At 72.2% G+C, this 26,171-nt stretch carries 22 protein-coding genes; 12 read left to right on the plus strand and 10 right to left on the minus strand.

The annotated features are described in order from the left end of the window. The first annotated feature begins 1 nt into the window (after nt 1). Nucleotides 2-3,403: an AAA family ATPase gene (locus ACIOD2_RS24180; protein WP_400541966.1), complete on the plus strand. Its 3,402-nt coding sequence runs from the start codon at nt 2-4 to the stop codon at nt 3,401-3,403. Then, nucleotides 3,400-4,380, plus strand: a complete 981-nt coding sequence (locus ACIOD2_RS24185; protein WP_400541969.1) for a hypothetical protein — start codon at nt 3,400-3,402, stop codon at nt 4,378-4,380. Before ACIOD2_RS24180 ends, ACIOD2_RS24185 begins: the two co-directional genes overlap by 4 nt. A 56-nt stretch (nt 4,381-4,436) precedes the next feature. On the opposite strand, the gene ACIOD2_RS24190 is transcribed toward ACIOD2_RS24185, so the two are convergent. Then, nucleotides 4,437-4,937 carry a hypothetical protein gene (locus ACIOD2_RS24190; protein ID WP_400541972.1) on the minus strand — a complete coding sequence of 167 codons (501 nt, stop codon included), beginning with the start codon at nt 4,935-4,937 and terminating at the stop codon, nt 4,437-4,439. Between the two features lie 165 nt (nt 4,938-5,102). Here ACIOD2_RS24190 and ACIOD2_RS24195 point away from each other — a divergent pair, with 165 nt between their 5' ends. Both ACIOD2_RS24195 and ACIOD2_RS24200 read left to right on the plus strand, forming a co-directional pair. Continuing rightward, nucleotides 5,103-7,154 carry a glycoside hydrolase family 3 C-terminal domain-containing protein gene (locus ACIOD2_RS24195; RefSeq protein WP_400541975.1) on the plus strand — a complete coding sequence of 684 codons (2,052 nt, stop codon included), beginning with the start codon at nt 5,103-5,105 and terminating at the stop codon, nt 7,152-7,154. Between the two features lie 7 nt (nt 7,155-7,161). Then, a complete protein-coding gene (locus tag ACIOD2_RS24200; protein WP_400541978.1) occupies nt 7,162-7,695 on the plus strand; it encodes a hypothetical protein in 534 nt (177 codons plus the stop codon). Between the two features lie 205 nt (nt 7,696-7,900). Here the strand turns inward: ACIOD2_RS24200 and ACIOD2_RS24205 are convergent, their stop codons facing one another. Both ACIOD2_RS24205 and ACIOD2_RS24210 read right to left on the minus strand, forming a co-directional pair. After that, entirely contained in the window at nt 7,901-8,479 is a 579-nt protein-coding gene (locus ACIOD2_RS24205; protein WP_400541981.1) for a hypothetical protein, read from the minus strand. A 61-nt stretch (nt 8,480-8,540) separates the two neighbouring features. After that, nucleotides 8,541-8,798 carry a hypothetical protein gene (locus tag ACIOD2_RS24210; RefSeq protein WP_323331844.1) on the minus strand — a complete coding sequence of 86 codons (258 nt, stop codon included), beginning with the start codon at nt 8,796-8,798 and terminating at the stop codon, nt 8,541-8,543. Between the two features lie 114 nt (nt 8,799-8,912). Here ACIOD2_RS24210 and ACIOD2_RS24215 point away from each other — a divergent pair, with 114 nt between their 5' ends. Further along, on the plus strand, nt 8,913-9,227 hold the full coding sequence (locus ACIOD2_RS24215) for a nuclear transport factor 2 family protein (RefSeq protein WP_400541984.1): 315 nt from the start codon (nt 8,913-8,915) through the stop codon (nt 9,225-9,227). 90 nt (nt 9,228-9,317) lie between these two features. On the opposite strand, the gene ACIOD2_RS24220 is transcribed toward ACIOD2_RS24215, so the two are convergent. Next, nucleotides 9,318-10,019 (minus strand): IclR family transcriptional regulator, encoded by a 702-nt coding sequence (locus tag ACIOD2_RS24220; RefSeq protein ID WP_051183801.1) that lies wholly within the window; start codon nt 10,017-10,019, stop codon nt 9,318-9,320. A gap of 152 nt (nt 10,020-10,171) precedes the next feature. On the opposite strand from ACIOD2_RS24220, the gene leuC reads away from it, so the two are divergent. From leuC to ACIOD2_RS24240, 4 genes are all read left to right on the plus strand, one after another. Beyond that, nucleotides 10,172-11,599, plus strand: a complete 1,428-nt coding sequence (gene leuC / locus ACIOD2_RS24225; RefSeq protein ID WP_400541988.1) for a 3-isopropylmalate dehydratase large subunit — start codon at nt 10,172-10,174, stop codon at nt 11,597-11,599. 22 nt (nt 11,600-11,621) lie between these two features. After that, complete coding sequence (gene leuD / locus ACIOD2_RS24230) at nt 11,622-12,224, plus strand: 3-isopropylmalate dehydratase small subunit (RefSeq protein ID WP_400541991.1); 603 nt, start codon at nt 11,622-11,624, stop codon at nt 12,222-12,224. A 199-nt stretch (nt 12,225-12,423) separates the two neighbouring features. Continuing rightward, a complete protein-coding gene (locus ACIOD2_RS24235; RefSeq protein ID WP_400541994.1) occupies nt 12,424-13,137 on the plus strand; it encodes an HU family DNA-binding protein in 714 nt (237 codons plus the stop codon). A gap of 878 nt (nt 13,138-14,015) precedes the next feature. Beyond that, the gene (locus ACIOD2_RS24240; RefSeq protein WP_400541997.1) at nt 14,016-16,754 is read left to right on the plus strand and encodes a BTAD domain-containing putative transcriptional regulator; all 2,739 of its coding nucleotides are present in this window, start codon (nt 14,016-14,018) and stop codon (nt 16,752-16,754) included. Between the two features lie 136 nt (nt 16,755-16,890). Here ACIOD2_RS24240 and ACIOD2_RS24245 read toward each other — a convergent pair whose 3' ends face one another. From ACIOD2_RS24245 to cofC, 3 genes are read right to left on the minus strand one after another with little or no spacing between them, the layout of a single operon-like run. Next, nucleotides 16,891-17,844 (minus strand): NUDIX domain-containing protein, encoded by a 954-nt coding sequence (locus ACIOD2_RS24245; protein ID WP_400542000.1) that lies wholly within the window; start codon nt 17,842-17,844, stop codon nt 16,891-16,893. Beyond that, a complete protein-coding gene (locus ACIOD2_RS24250) occupies nt 17,841-20,210 on the minus strand; it encodes an RNA degradosome polyphosphate kinase (protein WP_400542002.1) in 2,370 nt (789 codons plus the stop codon). The genes ACIOD2_RS24245 and ACIOD2_RS24250 overlap by 4 nt, the downstream gene beginning before the upstream one ends. 55 nt (nt 20,211-20,265) lie before the next feature. After that, nucleotides 20,266-20,895, minus strand: a complete 630-nt coding sequence (gene cofC, locus ACIOD2_RS24255) for a 2-phospho-L-lactate guanylyltransferase (RefSeq protein ID WP_400542004.1) — start codon at nt 20,893-20,895, stop codon at nt 20,266-20,268. A 600-nt stretch (nt 20,896-21,495) separates the two neighbouring features. Here cofC and ACIOD2_RS24260 point away from each other — a divergent pair. The 3 genes from ACIOD2_RS24260 (at nt 21,496) to ACIOD2_RS24270 (ending at nt 23,898) form a co-directional block, all read left to right on the plus strand. Next, nucleotides 21,496-22,200: a lysophospholipid acyltransferase family protein gene (locus ACIOD2_RS24260; RefSeq protein WP_400542007.1), complete on the plus strand. Its 705-nt coding sequence runs from the start codon at nt 21,496-21,498 to the stop codon at nt 22,198-22,200. Next, nucleotides 22,200-23,216 (plus strand): NAD(P)H-dependent glycerol-3-phosphate dehydrogenase, encoded by a 1,017-nt coding sequence (locus ACIOD2_RS24265; protein WP_400542010.1) that lies wholly within the window; start codon nt 22,200-22,202, stop codon nt 23,214-23,216. Before ACIOD2_RS24260 ends, ACIOD2_RS24265 begins: the two co-directional genes overlap by 1 nt. Before the next feature lie 202 nt (nt 23,217-23,418). Next, the gene (locus ACIOD2_RS24270; RefSeq protein WP_400543218.1) at nt 23,419-23,898 is read left to right on the plus strand and encodes a cysteine dioxygenase; all 480 of its coding nucleotides are present in this window, start codon (nt 23,419-23,421) and stop codon (nt 23,896-23,898) included. A 72-nt stretch (nt 23,899-23,970) separates the two neighbouring features. Here the strand turns inward: ACIOD2_RS24270 and ACIOD2_RS24275 are convergent, their stop codons facing one another. From ACIOD2_RS24275 to ACIOD2_RS24285, 3 genes are read right to left on the minus strand one after another with little or no spacing between them, the layout of a single operon-like run. Then, nucleotides 23,971-24,948 carry an asparaginase gene (locus ACIOD2_RS24275; RefSeq protein WP_400542013.1) on the minus strand — a complete coding sequence of 326 codons (978 nt, stop codon included), beginning with the start codon at nt 24,946-24,948 and terminating at the stop codon, nt 23,971-23,973. Beyond that, complete coding sequence (locus tag ACIOD2_RS24280) at nt 24,945-25,775, minus strand: class I SAM-dependent methyltransferase (RefSeq protein ID WP_400542016.1); 831 nt, start codon at nt 25,773-25,775, stop codon at nt 24,945-24,947. Before ACIOD2_RS24280 ends, ACIOD2_RS24275 begins: the two co-directional genes overlap by 4 nt. After that, complete coding sequence (locus tag ACIOD2_RS24285; RefSeq protein WP_400542019.1) at nt 25,772-26,152, minus strand: VOC family protein; 381 nt, start codon at nt 26,150-26,152, stop codon at nt 25,772-25,774. The genes ACIOD2_RS24280 and ACIOD2_RS24285 overlap by 4 nt, the downstream gene beginning before the upstream one ends. Nucleotides 26,153-26,171 lie beyond the last annotated feature (19 nt).

Below are 26,171 nucleotides of genomic sequence, written 5' to 3' on the forward strand. Positions count from 1 at the left end.
CATGCGACCGGTACTGCTGGAGATGACCGGCTTCGCGTCGTTCCGCGAGAAGACCGAAGTCAGTTTCGAGGACACGGACTACTTCGCGCTCGTGGGGCCGACCGGCGCCGGCAAGAGCACCGTCATCGACGCGCTCACCTTCGCCCTCTACGGTTCCGTGGCCCGCTGGGACCACGAGGGTCTCGTGGCGCCCGCGCTGGCCCCGACGGCCAACCGCGCCACCGTGCGGCTGGTCTTCGACGCGGGTGGCATCCGCTACCACGTGGTGCGGGAAGTCCGGCGCAGCGGCGGCAAGAAACCCACGGTCAGCGTCAAGAACGTCCGCCTGGAACGGCTCGCCGACAACGCCGCGCTCGGCGGTCCGGACGACGAGGCCGACGCGATCGCCGCGGACTCCGAGGTCACGCCGGCGATCGAACGTCTGCTCGGGTTGACGTTCAAGCACTTCTGCACCTGCGTGGCGCTGCCGCAGGGCGACTTCGCGGAGTTCCTGCACGCCAAGGCCGCCGACCGGCAGAAGATCCTCATCAAGCTGCTGGGCCTGGAGGTCTACGAACGGATCGGCCGCCGCGCCAACGTGACCGCGGAGCAGCAGGCCCAGCGCGCGAAGGTGCTGGAAGAGCAGCTCGGCAGTTACGCCGATGCCACCGAGGAAGCCGTCGAAACGCTGGCCGCGCGCATGACCGCGCTGGCCGAGCTGGACGCGCGGGTCGAGGCGGCGCTGCCGGGGTTGACCGACGCGACCCGCGCGCACGACGAAGCACGGCAGCTCGTCACCACGCTGACGCGGGAGCTGGCCGTCCTCGACGCGCTGGAACGCCCGGACGGCGTCGAGGATCTCGAGTCCCGCCGCCGGACCGCGGCGGACGCGGCCACCGCCGCGCGAACCACTCTTGACACAGCGGAAACGGCGGACGAGGCGGCCCGCGCCGCGCTGGCCGCCGCGCCCGCCCGGGGTGAGCTGGAGCGGATCCGCGCCGCCCGCACGGAACTCGCCGACGCCGAAGCCGCCCTTCCCGGCCTGGAGAAAGCCGCGAAGGCGGCATTGCAGGCGAAGGAGGCTGCAGCTGTCACCGTGGTCGAAGCCGTGTCCCTCGTCGACACAGCGCGCAAGACCCGTGACACGACGGCCCGGGCGGCCGAGAACGCCGCTGCCGAAGCCGCGCGCGTCCGCGGGGAACGGGACCGGCTGGCCGGGGTGCGGCCGCCGGCGGACCTCGGTGACCTGTCCGCGGAGTCGGCGCGCGTCGCGAAGCGCGTGACGGACGCGGCTTCCCGGCTGACCGCGGCCGAGACCGCCGACGCCGAAGCGCGTGCCGCGCTCACCGCCCAGCCGGACGGCGCCGCGCTCACCGCGGCCCGTACTGACGCCCGCACCCTTTATACGGTGTGCGAGACCCAGCGGAAGGCCCTGCCGGAGCAGGCGGCCCGCCGGACCGAACTCGACGCGGCGCGGGTGGCTTTCACCGAGTCCGACACCGAACTCGCCGCGGCCCGGACCGCGGTGTCCGAGGCCGAACGCGCCGGGCAGGCGCTGGTCCTGCGGGCCGGGCTCGCCGTCGGGCACCCGTGCCCGGTGTGCGAGCAGGAAGTCTCGGCCGTGCCGGCGCACGACGGCCACGCGCACCTCGCCGAAGCCCGCGAGCGCCAGGACAAGGCGGAGAAGCGGCGCGCGGCGGCCGAAACCGCCGTCCGCAAGCTGGAACGGGCCGTAGACCGCGACGCCGACCAGTCCGTTTCGGCGGCCACGCAGGCGGAAGAACTGCGGGTGGCCCTCGCGGACGTCGAAGGCCCGCCGGAATCGGCGTTGCTGCGGCGCCCGGTCGAGGCCGGTTTTTCCGAGCAGGACTTCACCGATCTCATCACCGCCGTGCGCGAGCGGGGGGAGTGGCTGTCCGCGACGCTCGACGCCCGCGCCCGGGTCATCGAGGCCGCGCGCGCCGCGGACGCGGAACTGGCGGCCGCCCGCGCCGAACGCACGCAGGCGCAGCGCGACGCCGATGTAGTGGAGAAGTCGGCCGTGGCGGCGCGGGAAGCGCTGCGCGCGGCGCGGGATCCCCTGGTGGAGCTGGGGGTGCCCGCGGTCGACGCCGAAGACGTCGCAGCGGGCTGGCAACGTCTCACCGCCTGGGCGGCTTCGGCGCTCGAGGAACGGCGTACCGCGTTGGGCGCGCTCGAAGCGGCCGCCGAGGCCGCGGGTAAAGAGGCCACCGTCGCGGCGGACGACCTCGCCTCGGCCGAGCGGGCCGCGGAAACCCGCCGCACGCAGGCGAACGACGCGGGCCTGGCCGAGCAGTCGGCGCGGTCCCGGCAGGAAACGACCACTCGGCGGCGGGACGAACTGGTCGTGACGCTGGCCGAAGCGCCGTCCGCCGACGTCGTCACCGCGCAGCTGGCGCAGGTCGCTTCGCTCGAACAAGCCGCGCGCGCGGCTGACGCGGACCTGCGCAAGGCGCGTACCGCGGCGAAGCAGGCGGCCGACGGCCAGGCGAGCGTCGTCAAGGAAGTCGAGGCCGAGCGGCAGAAACTGTCCCGTGCCCGCGATCCGCTCGTCGGTTTCGGCGCCCCGCCGATCGACGGCGAAAGCCTCCTGGACGCGTGGACGACGTTGACCAACTGGGCGGCCGGGCAGTCGAAAGATCGCCGGAACCGGCTGGCGGGGGCGGAGACCGCCGAGGGTACGGCCGCGGAAGCGTTGCGCGAGGCCGAACAGCAGGTCGCCGACGACGTCACCGCGCTCGGGGTCGCGCTGCCCGCGGGGCCGGTGCGCGACCGGGTGCCGGTCGCGCTGGCCACCGCGCGCGCCCGCGCCGAGGCCGACCACACGGAGATGCGGCGGCGGGTGGCCCACGTCGAGGGCCTGCGCGGCGACATCGCGGGCGCGGAGTCCGAGTCGCAGGTCGCGAAGCTGCTCGCGGATCTCCTGCGCTCGGACAAGTTCCCGCGCTGGCTGATCGCCGGGGCGCTCGACACGCTGGTCGCCGAGGCGTCCGCGTCGCTGCTGGAGCTGTCCGGCGGGCAGTTCGAGCTGACCCACGACAAGGGCGACTTCCTGGTGGTGGACCACAACGAGGCCGACGCCCGCCGCCCGGTGAAGACGCTGTCGGGCGGGGAGACGTTCCAGGCGTCGCTGGCCTTGGCGCTGGCGCTGTCGTCCCAGCTCGGCGCGATGGCCGCGGCCGGCGCGACCAAGCTGGAGTCGATCTTCCTCGACGAGGGTTTCGGGACGCTCGACGAGGCGACCCTCGACGTCGTAGCGTCCACATTGGAGAACCTGTCCGCCTCCGGCACCCGGATGGTCGGCGTGATCACCCACGTGCCGGCGCTGGCCGAGCGCGTGCCGGTGCGGTTCCTGGTCACCCGGGACGGCAGCGGCTCGCACATCAGCAGGGAGGGCGCATGACCGCGGTGGCGGGGATGAGCTTCAACATCGACGCCTGGGACCCCGGTTACGGCAGCTCGATGGAGGCCGAGGAGCTCGCCCGGTCGCAGGCCGAGGTCGAGCTCGACGTCGAGGTCCCGGTGGCCGAGTGGGCGCCGATCGACCCGTCGCCGGTGCCGTCGCCGCCGGACGCGGTGCTGTTCGTGGACGGCGTCCGCCGCATCGACGCCCGCGTCTGGATCGACGACCCGGAGGGGGCGAACTCCGCGTCCATCGGGATCTGCGCGTCCTACGCGGCCGGGGTGGTCTGCTGCTGCGCGGGCCGGGCGCACGTCGTCGGCGCCAACGTCCGGCGCGGGCTGTTCACCGTCGCGCCGGAGGCCGCCGGGATCGAGACCTCGGCCGGGCGGTACGAGGCGTTCCGCGCGACGGCCAAGGACGACAAGCCCCTCGCCGTGGTGCTGTCGTCGGCGCTGCAGAGCGAGCTGGCCGACGTCGAGCTGGCGACGGCCGAGGAGGCTCGCCGGACGATCGCCGGGCACGTCGGGCACGACCTGCTCGTCGTCGACGGGCCGCTGAGCGGCCGCACGCACCTGCCCCGGGCCGTCGGGTTCATCAAGAGCCACCAGACGACGTACCTGCCGGGTGAGCTCAACGCCATGGTCGGCGAGCTCGGCCCGCACCAGCGCACGCCGGTGTTCCTGATGGGCACGACGTGGGTCCGGCACTCGTGGTACCTGCGCCTGCCCTCGGCCGGCGGCCCGCCGTGGTCGGGGGTGGTGCGCGTCGAAGCGGCGCCGCACCTCGCGCGCGAAGACGTGACGGACCTGGCGAACGTCACGCAATCGGTGCTGGGGCGGTTCGCGTCGGTCCCGTACAAGGACTCGCGGGCGCCGCAGAACCTGTACCCGATCGCCGGCCTGGAGCGCGACCTGCGGCACCGGCTGGGCGACCAGCAGTTCGTCTACCGGGCGCTGCGGCTGGCCGCGTCACGCTGAGGCCCCGGGACGGCCGCCTGGGGAACGGCCGGTCCCGGGGGGTCCTTTGTGGAGGGTCAGCTCAGTGACCCGTCCCCGGTCTGCGGCGCGCCGGCCGGCTTGACCGCGACCTGCGGCTTCGCCGGCTTGGCGGGCTTGGACGTCGTGGTCGACGGCGGCTTCGGCTTCGTGGTCGGCGGCTTCGGCTTGGTCGTCGTGGTGGTCGGCGGCGGGGTGCCCAGGATGGTGAACGACCCGGTGGCGACCCGGCCGTCGGAGCACGTGAACGTCGCCGTGTACTTGCCCGGAATCTTGATCGCCGTGGTGTGGCCGCCGGCGCGGCCGAAGTTGCCACCTTCGGTGAACTGCAGCGGTGTGGCGAACCCCTTCGACGTGACCGCCGTGCGCGGGCTGCAGCCGTTGCCGATCGCCGCGTGGGTCTCCGCGTCGATCCGACCGCCCGGCTCGACCTGCTGGGTGATTCCCCAGCTGACCTCGTCAGCGGCACTCGCCGGAGCCGTCAGCGTCAGCGCCGCCGCGCCCACCACCATTACGCCGATCAGTGTTTTCTTGACCATCCCGCGTCCTCCCTCGTTCCTCGCCTCCTCCACGCTTGAGCCGGGGAAACGGTTGAGTCCCGGGAATGTTCATGTACGTGAACAACTATCGAGTCTATGTTTTGGTGCCACGTATGCGTTACCTTCTGCCCGGCTTTGGTCCCGTTCAGTGGCGAGGGAGACTCGATGCGTTACGGCCGACTGGTTCTTGCCTCGCTGCTGGGGCTTTCGCTGACGGTCCCGCTCACCGGGATGGCCGCCGCTCAGCCGTGGCGAGACGCCCGGCAGTCGCCCGATCGCCGCGCCGCCGAACTGGTCGCGGCGATGACGCTCGACGAGAAGATCTCCCAGCTGCACCTGCAGCCCGACGCCGAGCACCAGCGGTTCGTGCCGCCCATCCCGCGTCTCGGCGTCCCCGGTTTCCGGATCGCCAACGGCCCGGCCGGCATGGGCCCGGCCGACGACAAACCGCAGAAACCGGCGACCGCGCTGCCCGCCACGATGGCGCTGGCGTCGACGTTCGACACCGACGTCGCGCGCCGCTACGGCCGGCTGATCGGCAACGAGACCCGGGCGCTCGCGCACAACGTGTCCGAGGCGCCCGACATCAACATGGCCCGCGTCCCGCGCAACGGCCGGACCTTCGAGGGCATGGGGGAGGACCCGGTGCTCGCCGGGGCGATCGCCACCGCCGACATCCGCGGCATCCAGGAGAACGGCACCATCGCCGAGGTCAAGCACTACGCGGCGAACAACCAGGAGACGCAGCGGCAGAGCGTCGACGAGCACATCGACGAGCGCACGCTCAACGAGATCTACCTGCCGCACTTCGAGCAGGCCGTCACCGAAGGCAAGGCCGGGTCGGTGATGTGCGCCTACCCGAAGATCAACGGCGTGTTCACGTGCGAGAACCCCGCGCTGCTGCAGGGAAAGCTGCGGGACGACTGGGGCTTCAAGGGGTTCGTGCAGTCGGACTGGGGCGCCGCGCACAGTACCGTCGGCTCGGCGGACGCGGGCATGAACCTCGAGATGATCGACGGCACCTGGTACGGCGACAAGATGAAGCAGGCCGTGCTCGCCGGGCAGGTCACCGAGCAGCGCGTCGACGAGCTGCTGCTGCCGCGGTTCCGGACGATGTTCGCCTTCGGCCAGTTCGACCACCCGCCGGTGCTCACGCCGCTGCCGACCGCCGAGCACGACGCGGCCGCGAAGCAGTTCGCCGAGCGCGGCATGGTGCTGCTGCGCAACGAACACGCGCAGTTGCCGCTCGACTCCTCTTCGGTGCGCTCGATCGCCCTGGTGGGGCCGTTCGCGACCCAGGCCAAGACCGGCGGTGGCGGCAGCTCCGCCGTCATCCCGACGTCCACAGTGGACCCGTTGGCGGGCCTCCAGCAGCGGGTTCCGGGTGCCTCGGTGACGCTCGACGACGGCAGTGACCCGGCGCGCGCGGCCACGCTGGTGGGTGCGTCCGACGTCGCGATCGTGATGGTGGGCGACAACGAAGCGGAGGGCAAGGACCGCCCGAGCCTGGCGCTGGAGGGCAACCAGGACGCGCTCGTCGCGGCGGTCGCCGCGGCCAACCCGCACACGGTGGTCGTGGTGAAGAGCGGCGGCCCGGTGCTCATGCCGTGGGCGTCGTCGGTGCCCGCGATCCTGCAGGCCTGGTACCCCGGGCAGCAGGACGGCGCGGCGGTGGCCGGGGTGCTCTTCGGTGACAGCAACCCGTCGGCGAAGCTGCCGATCACGTTCCCGGCGGCGGACGCGGACACCCCGGCGAACACACCCGAGCAGTTCCCCGGCGTCAACGGTGTGGCCACGTATTCGGAGGGATTGCAGATCGGCTACCGCTGGTTCGACGCGCAGGGCAAGACCCCGCTGTTCCCGTTCGGCTACGGCCTGTCGTACACGACGTTCGCCTTCTCGGGCCTGTCGGTCCGCAACACCGGCGACGGCGCGACGGCGACGTTCACGGTCCGCAACACCGGCCGCCGCGCGGGCGCCGAGGTCGCGCAGCTGTACCTGGGCTTCCCGGCGGCGGCGGGCGAGCCGCCGCGCCAGCTCAAGGGGTTCGAGCGGGTCCAGCTCGCGCCGGGGCAGTCCCAGCGCGTGACGATCCACCTGGACCAGCGCGACTTCTCGATCTGGGACAAGGCGTGGACCCCGGTCCACGGCGCCTTCACGGTGCAGGTGGGCGACTCGTCACGGTCACTGCCGCTGCAGGCGTCGCTGCGACGATGATGGCCGGGTGACGTACTTCGGGATCGAAGGCTACGAGCCGCAGTGGCTCGACGGCCGCCGCGCGATCACGGCGGCCCACGGCACGCGGCTCGCGTCGCTGCGGGGCCGCCGGCTCGACCACGCGTGGCTCGGCTGGGACCTCGACGAGGACGAGTGGTTCACGCAGTGCCCGGTGCTGTTCGACTTCGCGGGCGAGCAGGTCGAGCTGAGCCACCAGAAGTTCACGGACTTCTCGATCACCTGGAACACGGTCGACCCGATCGGCAGGCGCAGCTGGGAGTCCGAAGGCGAGCCGCCGTTCCGCCTCGCCTGGCGCGAGGACGCCGACCCGGACCTGGCCGCGGTGCGGGGTCGCGAGCTGCGCTCGGTGGAGCTGGTGGAATGGGCCGGAAAGGGCGCGGACCCGGGCCACGGAATGGTGGCGGTCCGTTTCGCCTTCGACGGTGGCGCGGTCGTGGTGGCCAACGCGCTGGACGAGAACACCCTGGAGTTCGGCGACCCGGATCCCGCCTATCGGATCCACCCGCTGCCACCGTCCTGAGGTGCCGACCCGCGGCCCCCTCGACTCCCCGGCTTCCGCACCTTCGTCGATGGAGGATCCCGGACATTGGGCGTCCAGAATCCTCCATCGAAGGCCGCCGGCCGGCCCAGCCGCACCAAGGGACACCCGGTTGCGGCGAGGCCGGCACCCGCGGACCGCGACGGCCAACACACCGGGTGTGCCGGCCGTCTCGGCTGAACACCCGCTACATCTTGCAGCCGGGGGCCGTCGCGGTGGCGAGGAGCAGGTCCTGCGACTCCGCCAGCGGGGCCACCGGGTCGTAGGTGCCGTCGAGGTCCTGCTGGGCCTTCTCGACCGCGTCGGCCGCCGGGGTCTGGGAGGCCTCGTCGCCCGGCTTGGCGCCGTCCAGGGCGGTCTTGGCGTGGGCCGCGCGGTCGCGGGACGTCGTGAACTTCCCGAGGAACGACGTCCGGACCGTCTCGGCCAGCGGGACCGGCGCCGCCGGGAGCGCCGTCAGCTTGTCGACCACTTCGCCCGTTCGCGCCGCGAAGGCGCCCAGCTGGGCGCTGAGGGCCTTCTGGGCTTCCGCGACCGACTTCGGCTGTGGCTGGCCCGGCTGGGACTCGGCGTTGGTGCGCTTGCGGTAGCCGTTGACCGCGGAACAGAACCCGTCCACCCAGCTCACCACGGCCGGATCCGCCGTCGGGGCCGGCGGGATCGAGACCGGCGCGGTCACCGTCACCGGTGGTGGCGCGGCCGTCCCGGAACCGGAACACGCGGTCAGTGTCAGGCCCACGGCCAGCAGGCCCACAGCGAACTTCATGATTGCCCCCTCGCGGCGATCTTTGACGCGTACACGCGCGAAGAGGCCGAATGGTTGCATCTCAGGCGGCGAGCGGTTCACCCAGGGCGAGCCGGCCGCCGTCGGTCAGCTCCGCGGGCGCCCACTGCCCGACGGCGACGGCCGGGCCCAGCGCCGGCCGGATCAGCCCGGCCCGGGCCAGGTCGTGCGCGGTCGCCTGGTCGCAGCACGGCAGGCCGTCGATCCGCAGGTCGGGCTCGCAACTGCAGGTCAGCTCGGCCCGTCCGGCCCCGACGGCCCGCAGCATGGCGAGCGCCCGGCGGTTCAGCGTGGTGGACATGGTGTTCCCCCTCCATGGTTCCGACGGGAAGGAGACGTGACCGCCGTCACCGAATACGCCACCGCCGTCAGGTTCCCCCGAACGGTGCACACGCGGCGTGCTGAGATGGAGGTCATGACGGACCAGATCGGCGACCCGGCGGTGCGCGCGTTCATCGACGCGCTGAACGCGGGCGACCGCGCGGCGTTCCAGGCTTCCCTGACCCCGGACGCGACGATGTCGGACGACGGCACCGAGCGCGACCTCGGCGAGTGGACCGAGCGGGAGATCTTCTCCAGCCAGGGCCGGCTCGACGTCGATAAGGCGGACGACGACGGCCGCGCGTTCGTCGCGAACTACTCGAACTCGACGTGGGGCGCGATGCGCACCCGCTGGAAGTTCACCGTCCGCGACGGCAAGGTCGCCCGTTTCGAGACCGGCCAGGCGTAGCCCGAAATGCCGTGAAGGCCACCTTGAGGGACTCAGAGTCCCTCAAGGTGGCCTTCACGGCGTTGTGTGACTCCTGGGGCAGGAGGGGCGTCAGAGACGCTCTTGGAGCGCGTCGGCGGCCGCGAGGAGGTCCGCGGCCCAGCGGGCGCCCGGCTTGCGGCCGATGCGCTCGATCGGGCCGGACACCGACACCGCCGCCACCACCGTGCCGGCGGAGTCGCGGACCGGCGCCGAGATGCTCGCCACACCCGGCTCGCGCTCGGCGACGCTCTGGGCCCAGCCGCGGCGGCGGACTTCCAGCAGCGTGCGCTCGCCGAAGACGGCGTCCGCGAGGATCGTGCGCTGGGTGTGCGGATCCGCCCAGGCCGCCAGCACCTTCGCACCCGAGCCGGCCGTCATCGGCAGCCGGGAGCCCACCGGGACCGTGTCGCGCAGGCCGGACGGCGGTTCCGCGGTCGCGACGCACACACGCTGAACGCCGTCACGCCGGTACAGCTGCACGCTTTCGCCGGTGACGTCACGCAGTTTCGGCAGGACCACGCCGGCGGCGTCGAGCAGCGGATCGGTCGAGCCGCCCGCGAGCTCGGCCAGTGCCGTGCCCGGGCGCCAGCGCCCGTCCGGACCGCGGCGCAGCAGGCGGTGCACCTCGAGACCGACCGCGAGCCGGTGCGCGGTCGCCCGCGGCAGACCGGTCCGCGTGCACAGTTCCGCCAGTCCGCAGGGGTCGTCGGCCACCGCCTGCAGAACGGCCACTGCTTTGTCCAGTACTCCGATACCGCTATGCTGTCCCACGACCCGATACTAGCGTCCCGCACTTTGGGAAGTCCAGCATCTGGGAAAACCCTGAACTCGAGCTGCGCCCCTCCTTCGCGGCTCGCACCAGTTCCGCAGGTGTGCGCCCGAGTTCCACCACCACAACAGACAGACCGTGGAAGGAGCCGGAGATGACCAGCGCGACCGGCAAGGCCCGCACGCTCGCGGAGAAGGTGTGGGAAAGCCACCTCGTGCGCCGAGGGGAAGGCGCCGAACCGGACCTGCTCTACATCGACCTCCACCTGCTGCACGAAGTGACCAGCCCACAGGCCTTCGACGGCCTCCGGCTGGCCGGGCGGCCGCTGCGCCGCCCCGACCTCACCATCGCGACCGAGGACCACAACGTCCCGACCGTGGACATCGAGCTCCCCATCGCCGATCCGGTCTCGCGCACGCAGGTCGACACCCTTCGCCGCAACTGCAAGGAGTTCGGTGTCCGGCTGCACCCGATGGGAGACGCCGAGCAGGGCATCGTGCACGTCATCGGCCCGCAGCTCGGCCTGACCCAGCCCGGGATGACCGTGGTCTGCGGCGACAGCCACACCTCCACGCACGGCGCGTTCGGCTCGATCGCCTTCGGCATCGGCACGTCCGAGGTCGAGCACGTCATGGCCACCCAGACGCTGCCGCTGCGTCCATTCAAGACGATGGCGATCACGGTCGACGGTGAGCTGCGCCCCGGCGTCACGGCCAAGGACGTCATCCTCGCGGTGATCGCGAAGATCGGCACCGGCGGTGGCCAGGGCTACATCCTGGAGTACCGCGGCAAGGCCATCGAGGCCCTGTCGATGGAAGCCCGGATGACCGTCTGCAACATGTCGATCGAGGCCGGCGCCCGCGCCGGGATGATCGCCCCGGACGAGACGACGTTCGAGTACCTGAAGGGCCGCGCGCACTCGCCGAAGGGCGCCGACTGGGACGCCGCGGTCGAAAACTGGCGGCAGCTGCGCACGGACGACGGCGCCGAGTTCGACGAGGAGGTGCACCTCGACGCGAGCGCGCTGACGCCGTTCGTGACCTGGGGCACCAACCCCGGCCAGGGCCTCCCGCTGGGTGCCGCGGTGCCCGACCCGGAGCAGATCCCGGACGAGAACGACCGCGTCGCCGCCGAGAAGGCCCTGTCCTACATGGATCTCAAGCCCGGCACGCCGCTGCGGGAGATCTCGGTCGACACCGTCTTCCTCGGCTCCTGCACCAACGGCCGGATCGAGGACCTGCGCGCCGCGGCCGAGGTGCTGCGCGGCCGGAAGGTCGCGGACTCCGTCCGGATGCTGGTCGTCCCCGGCTCGATGCGGGTGCGCAAGGCCGCCGAAGAGGAGGGCCTCGACACGGTCTTCACCGCCGCGGGCGCCGAGTGGCGGCAGGCCGGCTGCTCGATGTGCCTCGGCATGAACCCGGACCAGCTGAAGCCGGGCGAACGCAGCGCGTCGACGTCCAACCGCAACTTCGAGGGCCGGCAGGGCAAGGGCGGCCGGACGCACCTGGTCTCGCCGCTGGTCGCCGCCGCGACGGCCGTGCGCGGCACGCTCTCGTCCCCGGAAGACCTCGTCCCCGCCTGACCTCCCGAGAGGAGCTCCCACCATGGAACCGTTCACCCAGCACACCGGCGTCGGCGTCCCCCTGCGCCGGTCCAACGTGGACACCGACCAGATCATCCCGGCGGTCTACCTCAAGCGGGTCACCCGGACCGGCTTCGAGGACGGCCTGTTCGCCGCCTGGCGCGGCGACGAGCAGTTCATCCTCAACCAGGAGCCGTTCAACGCGGGCAGCGTGCTCGTCGCCGGGCCCGACTTCGGCACCGGGTCGTCCCGTGAGCACGCCGTCTGGGCGCTGATGGACTACGGCTTCCGGGCCGTCGTCTCCGCCCGCTTCGCCGACATCTTCCGCGGCAACTCCGGCAAGGGCGGCCTGGTGGCCGCCCAGTGCGAGCAGCACGACGTCGAACTGCTCTGGAAGCTGCTCGAAAACGAGCCCGGCACCGAGGTCACGGTGGACCTCGAGACCAAGACCGTGCGGGCCAAGGACTTCACCGCGCCGTTCCAGATCGACGACTACGTCCGCTGGCGGCTGCTCGAAGGACTCGACGACATCGCTCTCACGTTGCGCCATGCCGGTGAGATCGACGCCTTCGAGACGACCCGTCCGTCCTGGAAGCCGACGACCACGCCGATCGCCGCGAGCTAGTCCGGATCAAAGGCGGGATCCCTTGCCCGGCAAGGGATCCCGCCTTTTTCGTGTCGCGGCCGGCGGACGTTCGACGCGTGGCGGAACCCGCCTCGGGGCAAGGGAAAGAGCCGGTGGGACGTCTGGAGTTTGTGCTGCGTTGGTAATACCGTGTCCTTCAGCCGGCCGACGTGGCCGTTGCTCCTCCCGGGAGGACTTGATGGCGAACAAGGCTCAGCTGATCGAGGCGCTGTCGGAGCGCTTGGGCGACAAGAAGGTGGCTTCGCAGGCGGTCGACGGTCTGGTCGACATCATCATCCGGACGGTCAACAAGGGCGAAAAGGTCAACATCACCGGCTTCGGGGTGTTCGAGAAGCGCGCCCGCGCGGCCCGCACCGCCCGGAACCCGCGTACCGGCGAGGCGGTGCGGGTCAAGAAGACCAACGTGCCGGCGTTCCGTGCGGGGACCACCTTCAAGGACGTCGTTTCGGGTGCGAAGAAGCTGGCCAAGGCCGCGCCGGTCAAGCGCGCCACCGCGGCCGGAACGACGACTCGCGCGTCCGTGGCCAGGGCGTCTGCCCCGGCCAAGACGACCAGCACGCGGGCCACCACACCCCGTGCGGCGGCGGCGAAGCCCGCCACCGCCCGCGCGACGGCGACGCGGACCCGCACCACCGCGGCGAAGCCGGCCACCACCCGCACGGCGGCGAAGCCCGCCGCGGCCAAGACGACGGCGACCAGGACCACCAAGGCCGCACCGGCGAAGCCGGCGGCGGCCAAGACCACCACGGCCCGCAAGCCCGCCGCTCGCACCGCGGCGGCGAAGACGACCACGGCGGCGAAGACCACCACCGCCCGCAAGCCGGCCGCGGCCAGGACCACGGCGGCGAAGGCTCCGGCCCGGCGGACATCGACCGCGGCCAAGAAGAGCTGACCCGCACCCGGCGAAGTTTTCCCAGGCAGGGCCCCGCGCAGCCAAGCGCGGGGCCCTGCCTGCTTCGCTCCCCGGTGTGCCAGAAGCAATCCCGCCCGGACCGGTCGGCCCACGTACCCAGAGAGTCGGCTCGCGCACCCGGACAGTCGGCTCGCGTACCCAGGGAGTCGGTTCACGTACCCAGGGAGTCGGCTCGCGTACCCAGGGGGTCGGTTCATGTGCCCAGAAGGTCGGTTCACGAACCGACGGTCCGGGTACGCGAGCCGACCCTTCCGGTACGTGGCCGACTGTCCAGGTACGCGAACCGACTGTGCAGGTACGTGAGCCGACCCTTCCGGTACGTGAGCCGACTGTCCGGGTATGCGAGCCGACCCTTCCGGTGCGTGAGTCGACTGTCCGGGTACGCGAACTGACCCTTCCGGTGCGTGAGTCGACTGTCTGGGTACGTGAGCCGACCGTTCCGATACGTGGGCCGACTGTCCAGGTACGCGGACTGACCCTTCCGGTACGTGAGCCGACTGTCCGGGTACGCGAACTGACCCTTTCGATGCGTGAGCCGACCCCTTCCGGTGCGTGAGGTGGCAGGGCGGGTGCGTGGGCCGGGAATGTGAGCGAGATTCGGGTACGCGAGCCGATCGTTCGGTTGCCGCACAAGAGTTACTCACGGGCACGAGTCCTTTCCCGAAAGGAAGCCGCGTACGGCCACCCGGGTTACTCTGCGGCGCCGGGACCGGTTCCGCCCAATTTCGCAAAGTTGCTTGAGCGCCCGGCCGAGTGGTGCCACGCTGCGGTTCTCGGGATCCGCGTCCGGCGGGGCCCGGCGCTAGGCGAACCTGGGGGCGACCACCATCGACATCCGGCTTCTCGGTTCCTTCCAGGTGCTCGTCGACGGTTCGCCGGTCCTGCTGACCAGTTCCCGCCAGCGCGCGCTGCTCGCGACACTCGCGCTGTCCGCGGGCCGCCTGGTCTCGATCGACACCCTCGCGCGCGGGGTGTGGGGAGAAGCGCCACCCGCGCACATCCGGGGCAGCCTGCAGACCTACGTCATGCGGCTGCGCCGGCTCTGCGGCGAGGACACCGTCGTGACCGAGCCGGAGGGGTACCGGCTGGTCGTGGACCCGTCCCGGGTGGACGCCCTGCGGTTCCTGCGCACCCTGGACCAGGCCGCGGCCACCACCGGGCCCGCGCCGCGGCGCGCCCTGCTCACCACCGCGCTCGACGCTTGGGCCGGCACGCCGCTCGAAGGTGTCGGATCACCCACGCTGACCGCCGAATGGGGGCCGCTGCTGACCGAGCGGTACCTGTTCGCCGTCGAGCAGCGGATCGACCTCGACGGCGGCCTCGTCCCGGACGCGCGGCTCATCGCCGAGCTCACCGACCTCGTCTCGCAGCATCCGCTGCGGGAATCCTTGTGGGAACGGCTGGTGCGCGCCCTCGCCCGCTCCGGGCGCCGAGCCGAGGCCCTGTCCCGCTACGCCGGGCTCCGCGCGCTGCTGGCCGACGAGCTCGGTGTCGAACCCGGCGAGGACCTGCGCCGCCTGCACGCCGAGCTGCTCGCCGCCGACGCCGAACCCGCCGCCCGCACCGAAGTCCCGCGGCAGCTGCCCTTCGACGTCGCCGGGTTCACCGGCCGCGGCGCCGAGCTCGCGGAGCTGGACCGGCTCCCGCCCGGTGGCGCGTCCGGTGTCGTCGTCATCGAAGGCACCGCCGGTGTCGGCAAGACGTCGCTGGCCGTGCACTGGTCCCACCGCGTGCGCGACCGGTTCCCCGGCGGCCAGCTGTTCCTCGACCTGCGCGGGCACTCCGCGGGCACCCCCGTCACGACGGAGACGGCGCTGGCCGGTTTCCTGCGCGCGCTCGGCGTCCCGCCCGAGACGTGGCCTTCCACAGTGGAGGAACGCTCCGGGCTGCTGCGCAGCAGGCTGGACGGCAGCCGCACGCTGATGCTGCTCGACAACGCCCGCGACGCCGACCAGGTCCGCCCGCTGCTGCCCGGCGCCGGCAACCTCGTCGTCGTGACCAGCCGCAACCAGCTGCGCGGCCTGGTCGCCCGCGACGGCGCCCGCCGCATCGCGCTGCGCTCCTTCGACGACCGTGACGCCGAAGCGCTGCTCGCCGGGAGCGTCGGGCCGCAGCGCATCGCCGCCGAACCCGGCGCCGTCGCGGAGCTCGTCCAGCTCTGCGGCCGGCTCCCGCTGGCGCTGGCGCTGGCGGGCGAACGCGCGTCGCGCCTCTCCGGGGTTTCGCTGGCGGGGATCGTCGAGGAGCTGCGCGACCAGAAGCTGCGGCTCGACACCCTGCGCGACCCGCAGGATGCCGGCACCGACCTGCGCGCCGCGTTCTCGTGGTCCTACAAGGCGTTGCGCCCGGCCGCCGCCCGGTTCTTCCGGCTGCTGGGCCTGCACCCCGGCCTGGCCTTCAGTCTCTCGTCGGCCGCCGCGCTCGCCGGCGCCGACCTGCGCGAAGCACGTGAGCTCGCCGACCAGCTCGCCGCCGCGCACCTGCTCAACCAGCCCGGCACCGACCGCTACCAGTTCCACGACCTGCTGCGCGTCTACGCCGCCGAGCTCGTCGAGACGGAAACGACCACGACGGAACGGGAGGCGGCGCTGCGGCGGCTCGTCGACTGGTACCTCGCCAGCGTCGCCGAGGCCAACAAGCTCGTCCGCCCCGACCTGCTCACCGACGACATCACGCTCGACCCGGCGCCGGTCGCGGCCGTCCGGTTCGCGCAGCACGAGGACACGATCGCCTGGTACACCGCCGAACGCCCGGCGCTGACCGCACTCGTCGGCCTCGCCGCGGACCGCGGCTGGGTCGCGCACGCGTGGAAGCTCGCCTGGCTGCTGCGCGGGTTCTTCGCCGAACGCCACGACCGCGACGACTGGATCGCGACGGCCGGCGTCGCCGTCACCGCGACCCGCGACGCGGGGGACAACACCGGTCTCCAGTACAGCGCCAACAACCTCGGCTCGGCCTACCTGCGCACCCTCCAGCCCGACAAGGCCCTCGAAGCGCTGGAAGAAGCGCGAACGGCGTCCGAGACCGGGAACGACACGGCGCTGACCGTCGCGATCCTGTCCAACCTGTCCGGTGCCTACTACGTCCGCGCCGAGTACGCCGAGGCCGAGCGCTACGCCCTCAAGGCCGTCGACCTCGCCCGCGACCGCGGCCAGCGCACCTTCGTCCCGCACGCGCTGCTCAACGTCAGCGCCAGCCGCATCGGCCTGCACGACTACGACCACGCCGCCGAAGCCGCCCAGGCCGCGCACGAGGCCTTCGCCGAACTCGGCGACCGCTACCACGCGGCGCTCGCGCTGGGGAACGTCGCCGAGGCCCTCGAAGGCGCCGGCAGACACGACGAAGCGGAGAAGGCGGGGCTCGACGCCCTCACCGAGCTGAAGGAGCTCAACGCCGACTACGGCACCATCGACGTCCAGATCACGCTCGGGCGGCTCAAGCACCGCACGGGCCGGGCGCGCGAGGCCGGCACCCACTGGGCCGAGGCGCTGGCCGTCAGCCAGCGCCTCGGAGATCCCCGGGTCCCGGAGATCCAGGCACTGCTGGCCACGGTGCCACCAGACGAGCCCCCGGCGAAGGACGCGCCGTACCCCTAGCCCGGCGCGGCCCGGCGGGGGACCGGAACCAGTACACCAACATCCACTGTCACGGCGCTGTCTTCGAGGTCCCATACGCCCCAATGTGGCGTTCGCTGCGTCCAACGCACCCAATGCCACATTGGGGCGCTCGGGCTCAGTGGCGGCTGGGAGCCGGGGCGGGCAGCGCGCTCGCGTGGTAGTCGGCCGCCACCAGGATCGGGCCGTCCTCGGCCGTCGGGGGGCGGAACGACAGGACCCAGAACGAGCCCTTCTTGCTCGGCACGACACCGCCGCGCGCCGCGCTCAGCTCGACGCCGTCGCGGTCCGCCAGGACGCTCACCAGGTCCGGGATCACGCCGCCCTGGCTGGCCACGACCGGGGTCCCGCCGTCACCGGCGATCGCCAGCAGGCGCGCCACCCCCAGCACCGGGTCCGGCCAGTAGCCCTCTTCGGAGAAGAGCGGCTCGTGCCGCACCTCGGTGCCGATGTCCTCGGCGATCCCGCGCACCGTCTGGACGCACCGCAGCCGCGGCGCCGAGAGCACCCGGTCCGGGGCGGACAGCGCCAGCACCCGCCGCAGCCCCGCCGCCTGCCGCAGCCCGGCTTCCGACAGCGGCCGCAGGTCGTCGTCGCCGCTCCAGCCGTCGCGCTTGCCCGCCTTCGCGTGCCGCACCAGCAGCAGGGTCGTCAGCCCGGCCGGCAGCTGGCAGAACACGCGCAGCACCCGCACGTCCTCGTGCCGCGTCAGCAGTTTCTCGGCCGCGGTCGGTTCCAGCCAGCGCAGCTCGTCGACCTCGTCGTTCTCCTCGAACTCGCCGGACACCGCTTCGGCGCTGAAGTAGTCGACGGTCTTCGGGACCGTGCCGGACCCGTGCTTCGCCGGCACGTCGTAGGAGGTCCGGGCCACGTACCGGCCCAGCACCGCGCGGAACCCGGTCTCCTCACGGACCTCCCGCACGGCGGCCTCGGCCGTCGTCTCGCCCGGATCGAGCTTTCCCTTCGGCAGCGACCAGTCGTCGTACCGCGGGCGGTGGACCAGGGCGACCTCGACCGCCCTCCCGGCGAGGCGCCACAGGACCGCGCCGGCCGCCCGTACCTCCTGGGTCATCCGGCGGCCCCGTGCAGCTTGGCGAGTTCGAGCTGGTGATCACGCACGCGCGAGCCCTCGGCCGGGGACGGCGCCCATTCGCCGCTCTCGGTCAGCACCCAGCAGCGGGTCTCCGGGTCCAGCGCGGACTCGAAGATGTCGTCGAGCTGGCGCGTCAGCTTCGGGTCCTTGACCCGCACCAGCGCTTCGATCCGCCGGTCCAGGTTGCGGTGCATCATGTCCGCGCTGCCGATCCAGTGCGTGCCGCCGGCGCGGAAGTTGAAGATCCGCGAGTGCTCCAGGAACCGGCCGAGGATCGACCGGACGTGGATGTTCTCGGACAGGCCTTCGACACCGGGCTTCAGCGTGCAGATCCCGCGCACCACGATCTCGACCGGGACGCCGGCCTGCGACGCGTGGTAGAGCGCGTCGATGATCTGCTCGTCGACCAGCGAGTTGCACTTGATCCGGATCCCGGCGTGCTGCCCGGCCCGCGCCAGCTCGATCTCCTCGCCGATCGCGCGGACGATGCCCCGCCGGATGCCGTGCGGCGAGGTGAGGATCGTCCGGTAGGTGTCCTGGCGGGAGTAGCCGGTGAGCACGTTGAACAGGTCGGTGACGTCCGCGCCGATGCTCGGGTCGGCGGTGAACAGGCCGATGTCCTCGTAGAGCCGCGCGGTCTTCGGGTTGTAGTTGCCGGTGCCGATGTGGCAGTAGCGCCGGATGGTCGAGCCCTCCTGGCGCACGATCATCGACACCTTGCAGTGCGTCTTCAGCCCGACCAGGCCGTACACGACGTGCACGCCCGCACGCTCCAGCGTGCGCGCCCAGGTGATGTTGGCCTGCTCGTCGAACCGCGCCTTGATCTCGACCAGCGCGACGACCTGCTTGCCCGCCTCGGCGGCGTCGATCAGCGCGTCGACGATCGGGGAGTCGCCCGAAGTCCGGTACAGGGTCTGCTTGATCGCGAGGACCTTCGAGTCGGCCGCGGCCTGCTCGATGAAGCGCTGCACGCTCGTCGAGAACGAGTCGTACGGGTGGTGCACCAGCACGTCACCCTCGCGCAGCGTCGCGAAGACGCTCTTCGGCGTCTCGCGCTCGCCGAACGCCGGGTGCGTCGCCGGCACGAACGGCCGGTCCTTGAGCTCCTTGCGGTCCACCCCGGACAGCTGGTGCAGGCAGGTCAGGTCGAGCAGGCCGGGGACCTCGACGACGTCGGCCGGGTCGACGTCCAGCTCGCGCAGCAGCAGCTCGAGCATGTGCTCGCTCATGTCCTGCGCGACCTCGAGGCGCACCGGCGGGCCGAACCGGCGCTGGGCCAGCTCGCGCTCGAGGGCCTGGAGCAGGTCTTCGTCGCGGTCCTCGTCGACCTCGAAGTCGGCGTTGCGGGTGACGCGGAAGACGTGGTGCTCGGTGACGTCCATCCCGGTGAACAGCTCGCCCAGGTGCGCCGCGATCAGCTCTTCCAGCGGCAGGAAGGTCGCGGTGCGGCTGGTCCGCTCGTTTTCGACGCGCATCAGCCGGGGCACGTTGCTGGGCACCTTGACCCTGGCGAAGCGCTCGGTGCCGCCTTCCGGGTCCCGGACCGTGACGGCCAGGTTGAGCGAAAGGCCGGAGATGTACGGGAACGGGTGCGCGGGGTCGACGGCCAGCGGCGTCAGCACCGGGAAGATCTGCTCGGAGAAGTAGCTGGACAGGCGCAGCTGGTCGGCACCGGCGAGGTCGGCCCAACCGACGATCCGGATGTCGTGCTCGGCCAGCAGCGGGCGCAGGCCCTTCTCGAACGCGCCGGTCTGCTGCTCGACCAGGTCCTGGTTGCGCTTGGCGATGTAGTCCAGCTGCTCGCGCGGGGTGAGCCCGTCCGCGCTGCGGACCAGCAGGCCGGTCTCGTCGCGGCGCTTCAGGCCGGCGACGCGGACCATGTAGAACTCGTCCAGGTTGGACGCGAAGATCGCGAGGAACTTCGTGCGTTCGAGCAGCGGCTGCGACTCGTCCTCGGCCAGCGCGAGCACGCGGGCGTTGAAGTCCTGCCACGAGAGCTCACGGTTGAAGTACCGGTCGTCCGGCAGCGTCTCGACGGCGCTCGGCGCGGCGGTGACGGCCGGCGGCGCCGACGGGATGGCACGGAACTCCTCGGCCCCGCGCGCGTTGCCCTGCGCGGAGCTGCGGCGGCGAGGGGTCGCCGCGGCGGGAGTGCTCTTGCGGACTCTCGCTTTCCCGGCCGTGGCACGGGCGGCGGTGTCGCGCGCGGTGGACTTCGACGGGACCTTCTTCGCCGCGGCCGGCTTGGCCGCGGTGGTCTTCTTCGCCGTTTCGGATCCGGTCGCCGGGTTCCGTCGCCTCCGCGGTGCGGGCGTGCCGCCGTCGTCTGTGCTCACCGAGCCCATTCTTCACTAAGAGAGACGGATTTGCTCCGGACGTGGTGAAGGTCAGATGAACACCTCACCCGGGCGTGGCACAGGGTTCGCCGAACCGGGCGGCGGTGTGTTTCCCGACACCCAGGGTCCGGACATGGGCGAGGTCTTCGGGCGTGTCGACGTCACTGCGCAGCGAGGGGAGTTCCCCGCGCAGGGCCACCGCTCCCGAGGCCTGGTGCGCCCGCGCGGAACCCGGCCCGAACCGCGGGTCCAGCGGTGCCCCGGGGGCGGCCAGCAGCAGGGTGGTGCCGGTGCCCTGCCGGTCGGCGACGAAGGCGCGGCGTCCCGCCGCTTCGGCCAGCGCGGCGGAGAGGTCACCGGCGCGCAGGGCGGGGAGATCGGCTTGCAGGGCGCCTATCTGTCCGCCCGGGTCGTCTGCTCTCAGCAGGGTGGCGCCACGGCGGAAGGCAGCGTTGAGGCCTTCGCCGCTTTCACCGACGATCTCGATCCCGAGGTCCCGGAGCTCGGCGACGGCCGCCGGATCGGCGGCGACGAGCAGCACCCGCCGCACCCGGGCGGTCGCGACGACCGCGGCGAGCGTGTCGGCGGCGAGCGCCAGTACCAGCGCGGGGTGCCGGTCCGCCTCCACGGCGCCACGCAGCCGCGACTTCCCGTCGCGGGGGTGTTTCATCGGTACGACCAGGTCCACGTCCACCCGTCCATCTTTACCCGAAACGCGGGCCGCCGGGGCAGGGACGGGGTGGTTGTCCACAGGTTCGCGGTGTTGTGGACAACTCGGGGGATGGGGTGGGCTGGGGCGGGGGTTTTGTCGGGGTCGGCCGGTAGCGTTGAGACGGGGTGGCCCCCAGGGAGGGTGGGCTCTGTCTGGGGGGCGGGTCGGCGCGGGGAAATGGGCCTGGTGCTGGGGATTTGCCGATCGTTGGGCTACCGGGGGGGCGAGTCGCGGCTCTGGTGTTGGTGAGGGGAGCGCGGCCGTCGCGGCGCGGGCGGGTTGTTCACAGTGCGGCTGGTCGTGAGTGTTCAGAGGGGGTTCTGGTGAAGCTGAATTTGCCGACCAACGCCTCGTGCTGGTCGCGGCCTCAGCGGGTGCCGACCTCGCCGCAACCGGGCCGCGGACCGGGCCAGTAGGTGACCAAATACTGGTCCGCCTAACCCGACTGAACACTCACGACCCCGAGCCGCTCGAGGAGCCGTTCCACCTGGGGTCCCGTCCCCTGAGCCACCCTCCCTGGACTGCTCCGACCCCGGGGCGGCAGGATCAAGGGCGGACGTGAGCTCGTGGAGGAGGAAGACTGTGGCCCGGCGTGAAAAGGGCGGCTTCTGGGTGGGACTCGCCGCCGTACTGTTCTACCCGCTGACCGCTATCGGGCGGCGGGTGTACGCCGGGAACGAGAAGATTCCCCGGCAGGGGCCCGCGCTGCTGGTGATGAACCACATCTCGCACCTCGACCCCGTCGTCGACGCCGTGTTCGTGCACCGGCAGAAACGCGTGCCGCGCTTCCTCGGCAAGGAGTCGCTGACCCGGACGCCGATCTTCGGGAAGATCTTCGTCGGGGCCGGGCAGATCCCCGTCTCGCGCGGGTCGGCCGCGGCCGGCGACAGTCTCAAGGCCGCGCACGACGCCCTCGCGGCGGGCAAGCTCGTCGTCATCTACCCCGAGGGCACCATCACCAAGGACCCGGCCGGCTGGCCGAAGGAGTCCTTCACCGGCGCCGCCCGGCTCGCGCTGCAGAACGACGTCCCCGTCATCCCGATCGCGCGCTGGGGCACCAGCCAGATCTTCAACGGCTACACGAAGAAGTTCACGCCGTTCCCGCGCAAGACCATCACGCACTCCGTCGGCGACCCGCTGGACCTGTCCGCCTACCGCGACGGCAACACGCGCAGCGCGTCGAAACTGCGCGAGGTCACGAAGGTGATGATGGACGACGTGACCCGGCTGCTCGGGGAGATCCGGCACGAGGAACCGCCGTCGGCGAAGCCGGGGGACCCCGCCTGATGCGCGCCGACGTCCAGCGGGTCACCGTGCTCGGGGCCGGTTCGTGGGGCACCGCCTTCGCGAAGGTCCTCGGCGACGCCGGGCGCGACGTCACCATGTGGGCGCGCCGGGAGCAGGTCGCCGCGGACATCCGCGAGCGGCACGCCAACTCCGCGTACCTGCCCGGTGTCGGCCTGCCGGACCGCATCACCGCGACCGCCGACCCGGCCGAGGCCCTCGACGGCGCCGATGCCGTGGTGCTGGCCGTGCCGAGCCAGAGCCTGCGGGCGAACCTCTCGGAGTGGCGCCCGCTGCTGCCGGCCGACACGATTCTCGTCAGCCTCGCCAAGGGCGTCGAACTCGGCACGCTCAAGCGGATGAGCGAGGTGATCGCCGAGATCGCCGGAATCCCGGCCGGCGAGGTCGTCGTCGTCACCGGGCCGAACCTGGCCAAGGAGATCGCCGCCGGGCAGCCGTCGGCGTCCGTGCTCGCCTGCGCCGACCACGAGCGCGCGGTCGCGATCCAGCGCGCCAGCGCCAACTCCTACTTCCGGCCGTACACCAACACCGACGTCGTCGGCTGCGAGCTGGGCGGGGCGTGCAAGAACGTCATCGCGCTGAGCACCGGGATGGCCGCGGGCCTCGGCCTCGGCACGAACACCATGGCGACGCTCATCACCCGCGGCCTGGCCGAGATGGCCCGGCTCGGCGCGAAGCTCGGCGCGGACCCGCTGACGTTCGCCGGGCTCGCCGGGGTCGGCGACCTGGTCGCGACGTGCTCGTCGCCGCTTTCGCGCAACCGGACGTTCGGGGAGCGCCTCGGCCGCGGCGACACGCTGGAGCAGGCCCAGGCCGCCGCCGGCGGGCAGGTCGCCGAGGGTGTCATGTCGTGCTCGTCGATCCGGGCGCTCGCCCAGAGCCTCGGTGTCGACATGCCGATCACGGACGCGATGCACCGCGTCTGCCACGAGGGCGTCGACCCGCGCCAGGCCGGCGCGGAACTGCTGGGGCGCTCGCAAAAACACGAGTGGTCCTGACCCTTCCGGCGCGTACCGCCCGGATGCTGGGAGTCGCTTGACCGGTCGCCGGGCGGCTGGGAGATTGTGCGTCATGTTCGCGCACACCATGACCGAGTCGCGGGGTCGTCACGACCTCCGCGCCGTCGTGTGCGCGTGTCGCTGTTGTCGGTGAACCCCGCCCCGGCCCAGCTCGACACCCCTTTCTCCCGTGAGGACCCTCATGTTCGCCGTCCCGGACAACACCCTGCTGCGTCCCGAGAACCCCGCGCTGCGCCACCCCGTGCGCGTCGCGCTGGAGGTCGCCGCCGACCGTGACCAGTGGCGCCACCTGCTGCGCTACGACCCGGACGAGCGGTTCGCGACGCTCGTCTCGAAGGACGAGCAGCAGGAGGTCTGGCTGATGAGCTGGCTGCCGGGCCAGCGCACCGACCTGCACGACCACGCGTTCGCCAGCGGCGCGTTCACCGTGGTCGGCGGGCACCTGACCGAGGCGGTGGCCCGCCGCGCCCCGGACGGCCGCGCGATCACCGAGCTGCACTCGCTGGTGGCCGGGCAGTCGCGGGTGTTCGGCCCGGGGTACGTGCACGAGGTCCGCAACGAGGGCCCGGACCCGGCCGTCTCGATCCACGTCTACCGCGACGCGGCGCGCGCGATGCGCCCGTACCACCTGGACCCGCTCAGCGGCCCGATCCCCGGCTGACCGACCTGCCGTGAAGGCCACCTTGAGGGACTCAGAGTCCCTCAAGGTGGCCTTCACGGCACTTGGCCAGCGTTAGTCGAGGTCGCCGCGCAGGCGGAACTCGTGCTCGATGCGGGGGCGGTCGGCGCCGGCGGCCAGCAGGGTGTGCAGCAGGATGCGGGCCTTGCGGACGTCGAGCCAGCCCGCCATCGTCGCGCCCAGCGCGATCAGGCTGGACTCCGAACCGCGGAAGCCGTACGTCGAGCGCAGGGTGGGGCCCGCGCCCGTCCGGGACGCGACCACCACCGGCATCCGCGAAACCAGGCGTTCGACGACGTCGGCCGTGCCCTCGGAGACGTGCCCGACGCCCGTCGCGGCCAGCACGACCCCGCGCACGCGCGGATCCGCGGCGATCAGCTCCAGCACCGCGCCCGAGTCGTCCAGACCGGACTCGACCACCGGCACCAGCCCGCCGAAGTCACGACCGTCCAAAAAAGGCGGCCGCGGCGGCGACGGGTGGAACCAGTGCACCGCCTGCTCGACGACCATGCCGAGCGGCCCGGCGGGCGCCGACGAAAACGCTTCCACGTGGCTCGTATGCGCCTTCCGCACCCACCGCGCCGCGTGGACGTCGTCGTTCAACGTCACCATCGCGCCCCGCCCGCGACTACGCGGATCGGCCGCGATCGTCAGGGCGTTGCGCAGGTTCGCCGGGCCGTCCGGGCTGAGCAGGCCCGGGTTGCGCATCGCGCCGGTGACGACCACCGGGGTCTCCGACGGCCAGCACAGGTCCAGGAAGTACGCCGTCTCCTCGAGGGTGTCGGTGCCCTGGACGACCACAAAACCGTCGGCTTCCTGGGCTAGGCCCCAGTCGCGGCACCGGAGCAGCGTCGCGAAGTCCATCGACGCGCTGCCGATGGCGGCCAGCGTCTCGGCCCGCACGTCGAACGACAGGTCGCCGACGCCGTCGAGCAGTTCCGCCGCACCGAACCGCGGCACCGCGCCGCCGGAACCGCTCGAAGGGGCCATCGAGATGGTGCCGCCGAGGGTGGCGACCGCGATCAGGGTCACTTGACCGCCTGCAGGGTGTAGCTTGCCGCGATCCGCTCGGGCGTGTCCTTCATCCGCCACTCGTCGACGGCTTCGTCGTGCACCATCTGGCCCGGGATCGCGTTCCACGGCACGCTGTCGTGCTCGGTGAGCCCGGTCAGGGTCAGGCCGTTGTCCAGCAGCGCGGTGACGATCTCGCCGAGGGAATGGGCCCACTCGTGGGTCACCGTGGACGTCAGTTTGCCGTCGACCTGGACGTAGGTGCCCGGATCGTCGAACACCAGCGGTTCGGCGTGCTCGAAGTACGAGTAGCGCGGCACCGCCGGGTCCTGGGTCTCGTCCAGGCTCGCCAGCATCGGGTGCATCTCCCGGATGAACAGCCGCCCGCCCGGCCGCAGCAGACCGGCCACGACCTCGGCCCAGCGCGCCACCGAAGGCAGCCAGCACAACGCGCCGATCCCGGTGTAGACCAGGTCGAAGCTCTCCGCGCCCAGCACGGAGACGGCGTCGTAGACGTTGGCCTCGTGGTAGTCGACGTCCGCGCCCGCCGCCGTGGCCAGCCGCCGGGCCTCGGCCAGCGCCGCGCCCGAGAAGTCGAGCCCGGACACCCGCGCGCCGAGCCGGGACAGTGACACCGTGTCCGTGCCGAGGTGGCACTGCAGGTGCACCGCGCGCAGCCCGGTGATGTCGCCCAGCCGCGGCCGGTCGAACCGCACCACGTGGCTGAGGTACGCCGGATCCGCGGCGAAGTCGGCGAAGTTGTAGTCCGGCGACGCCGCGTGCAGCGGCGCGCGCTCGTCCCAGTTGGCCTTGTTCACCCCGAAAGAGGCAGCGAAGGAGTCCGTCACGACGTCGCCTCGCGTTCGGCCTTGCTGCGCAGCACGCAGAACTCGTTGCCCTCGGGGTCGGCGAGCACGGCCCAGCCGGTGCCGTCGTCGTTGCGCCGGTCGTGGACGAGCGAAGCGCCCAGCCCGATCAGGCGCGCGACCTCCTCGTCACGCGGCACGTCCGGCTGCAGGCACAGGTGGAGGCGGTTCTTCACCGTCTTCGGCTCGGGCACTTTCAGGAACAGCAGCGTGGTGCCGTCGGTCAGCTCGAAGCCGACCTCGTCGTCACCCGGCCGGTCCTCGTCCGGGATCGGTTTCCCGGTGACCTGGCTCCAGAACTGGCAGAGGGTGTACGGGTCGGCGCAGTCGACGGACACGTTCAGCACGGCGGAAGGCATGACCCGAGTCTGGCCGAGG

The sequence above is a fragment of the Amycolatopsis sp. NPDC088138 genome, assembly GCF_044741685.1.
In the GTDB taxonomy this organism is placed as follows: domain Bacteria; phylum Actinomycetota; class Actinomycetes; order Mycobacteriales; family Pseudonocardiaceae; genus Amycolatopsis.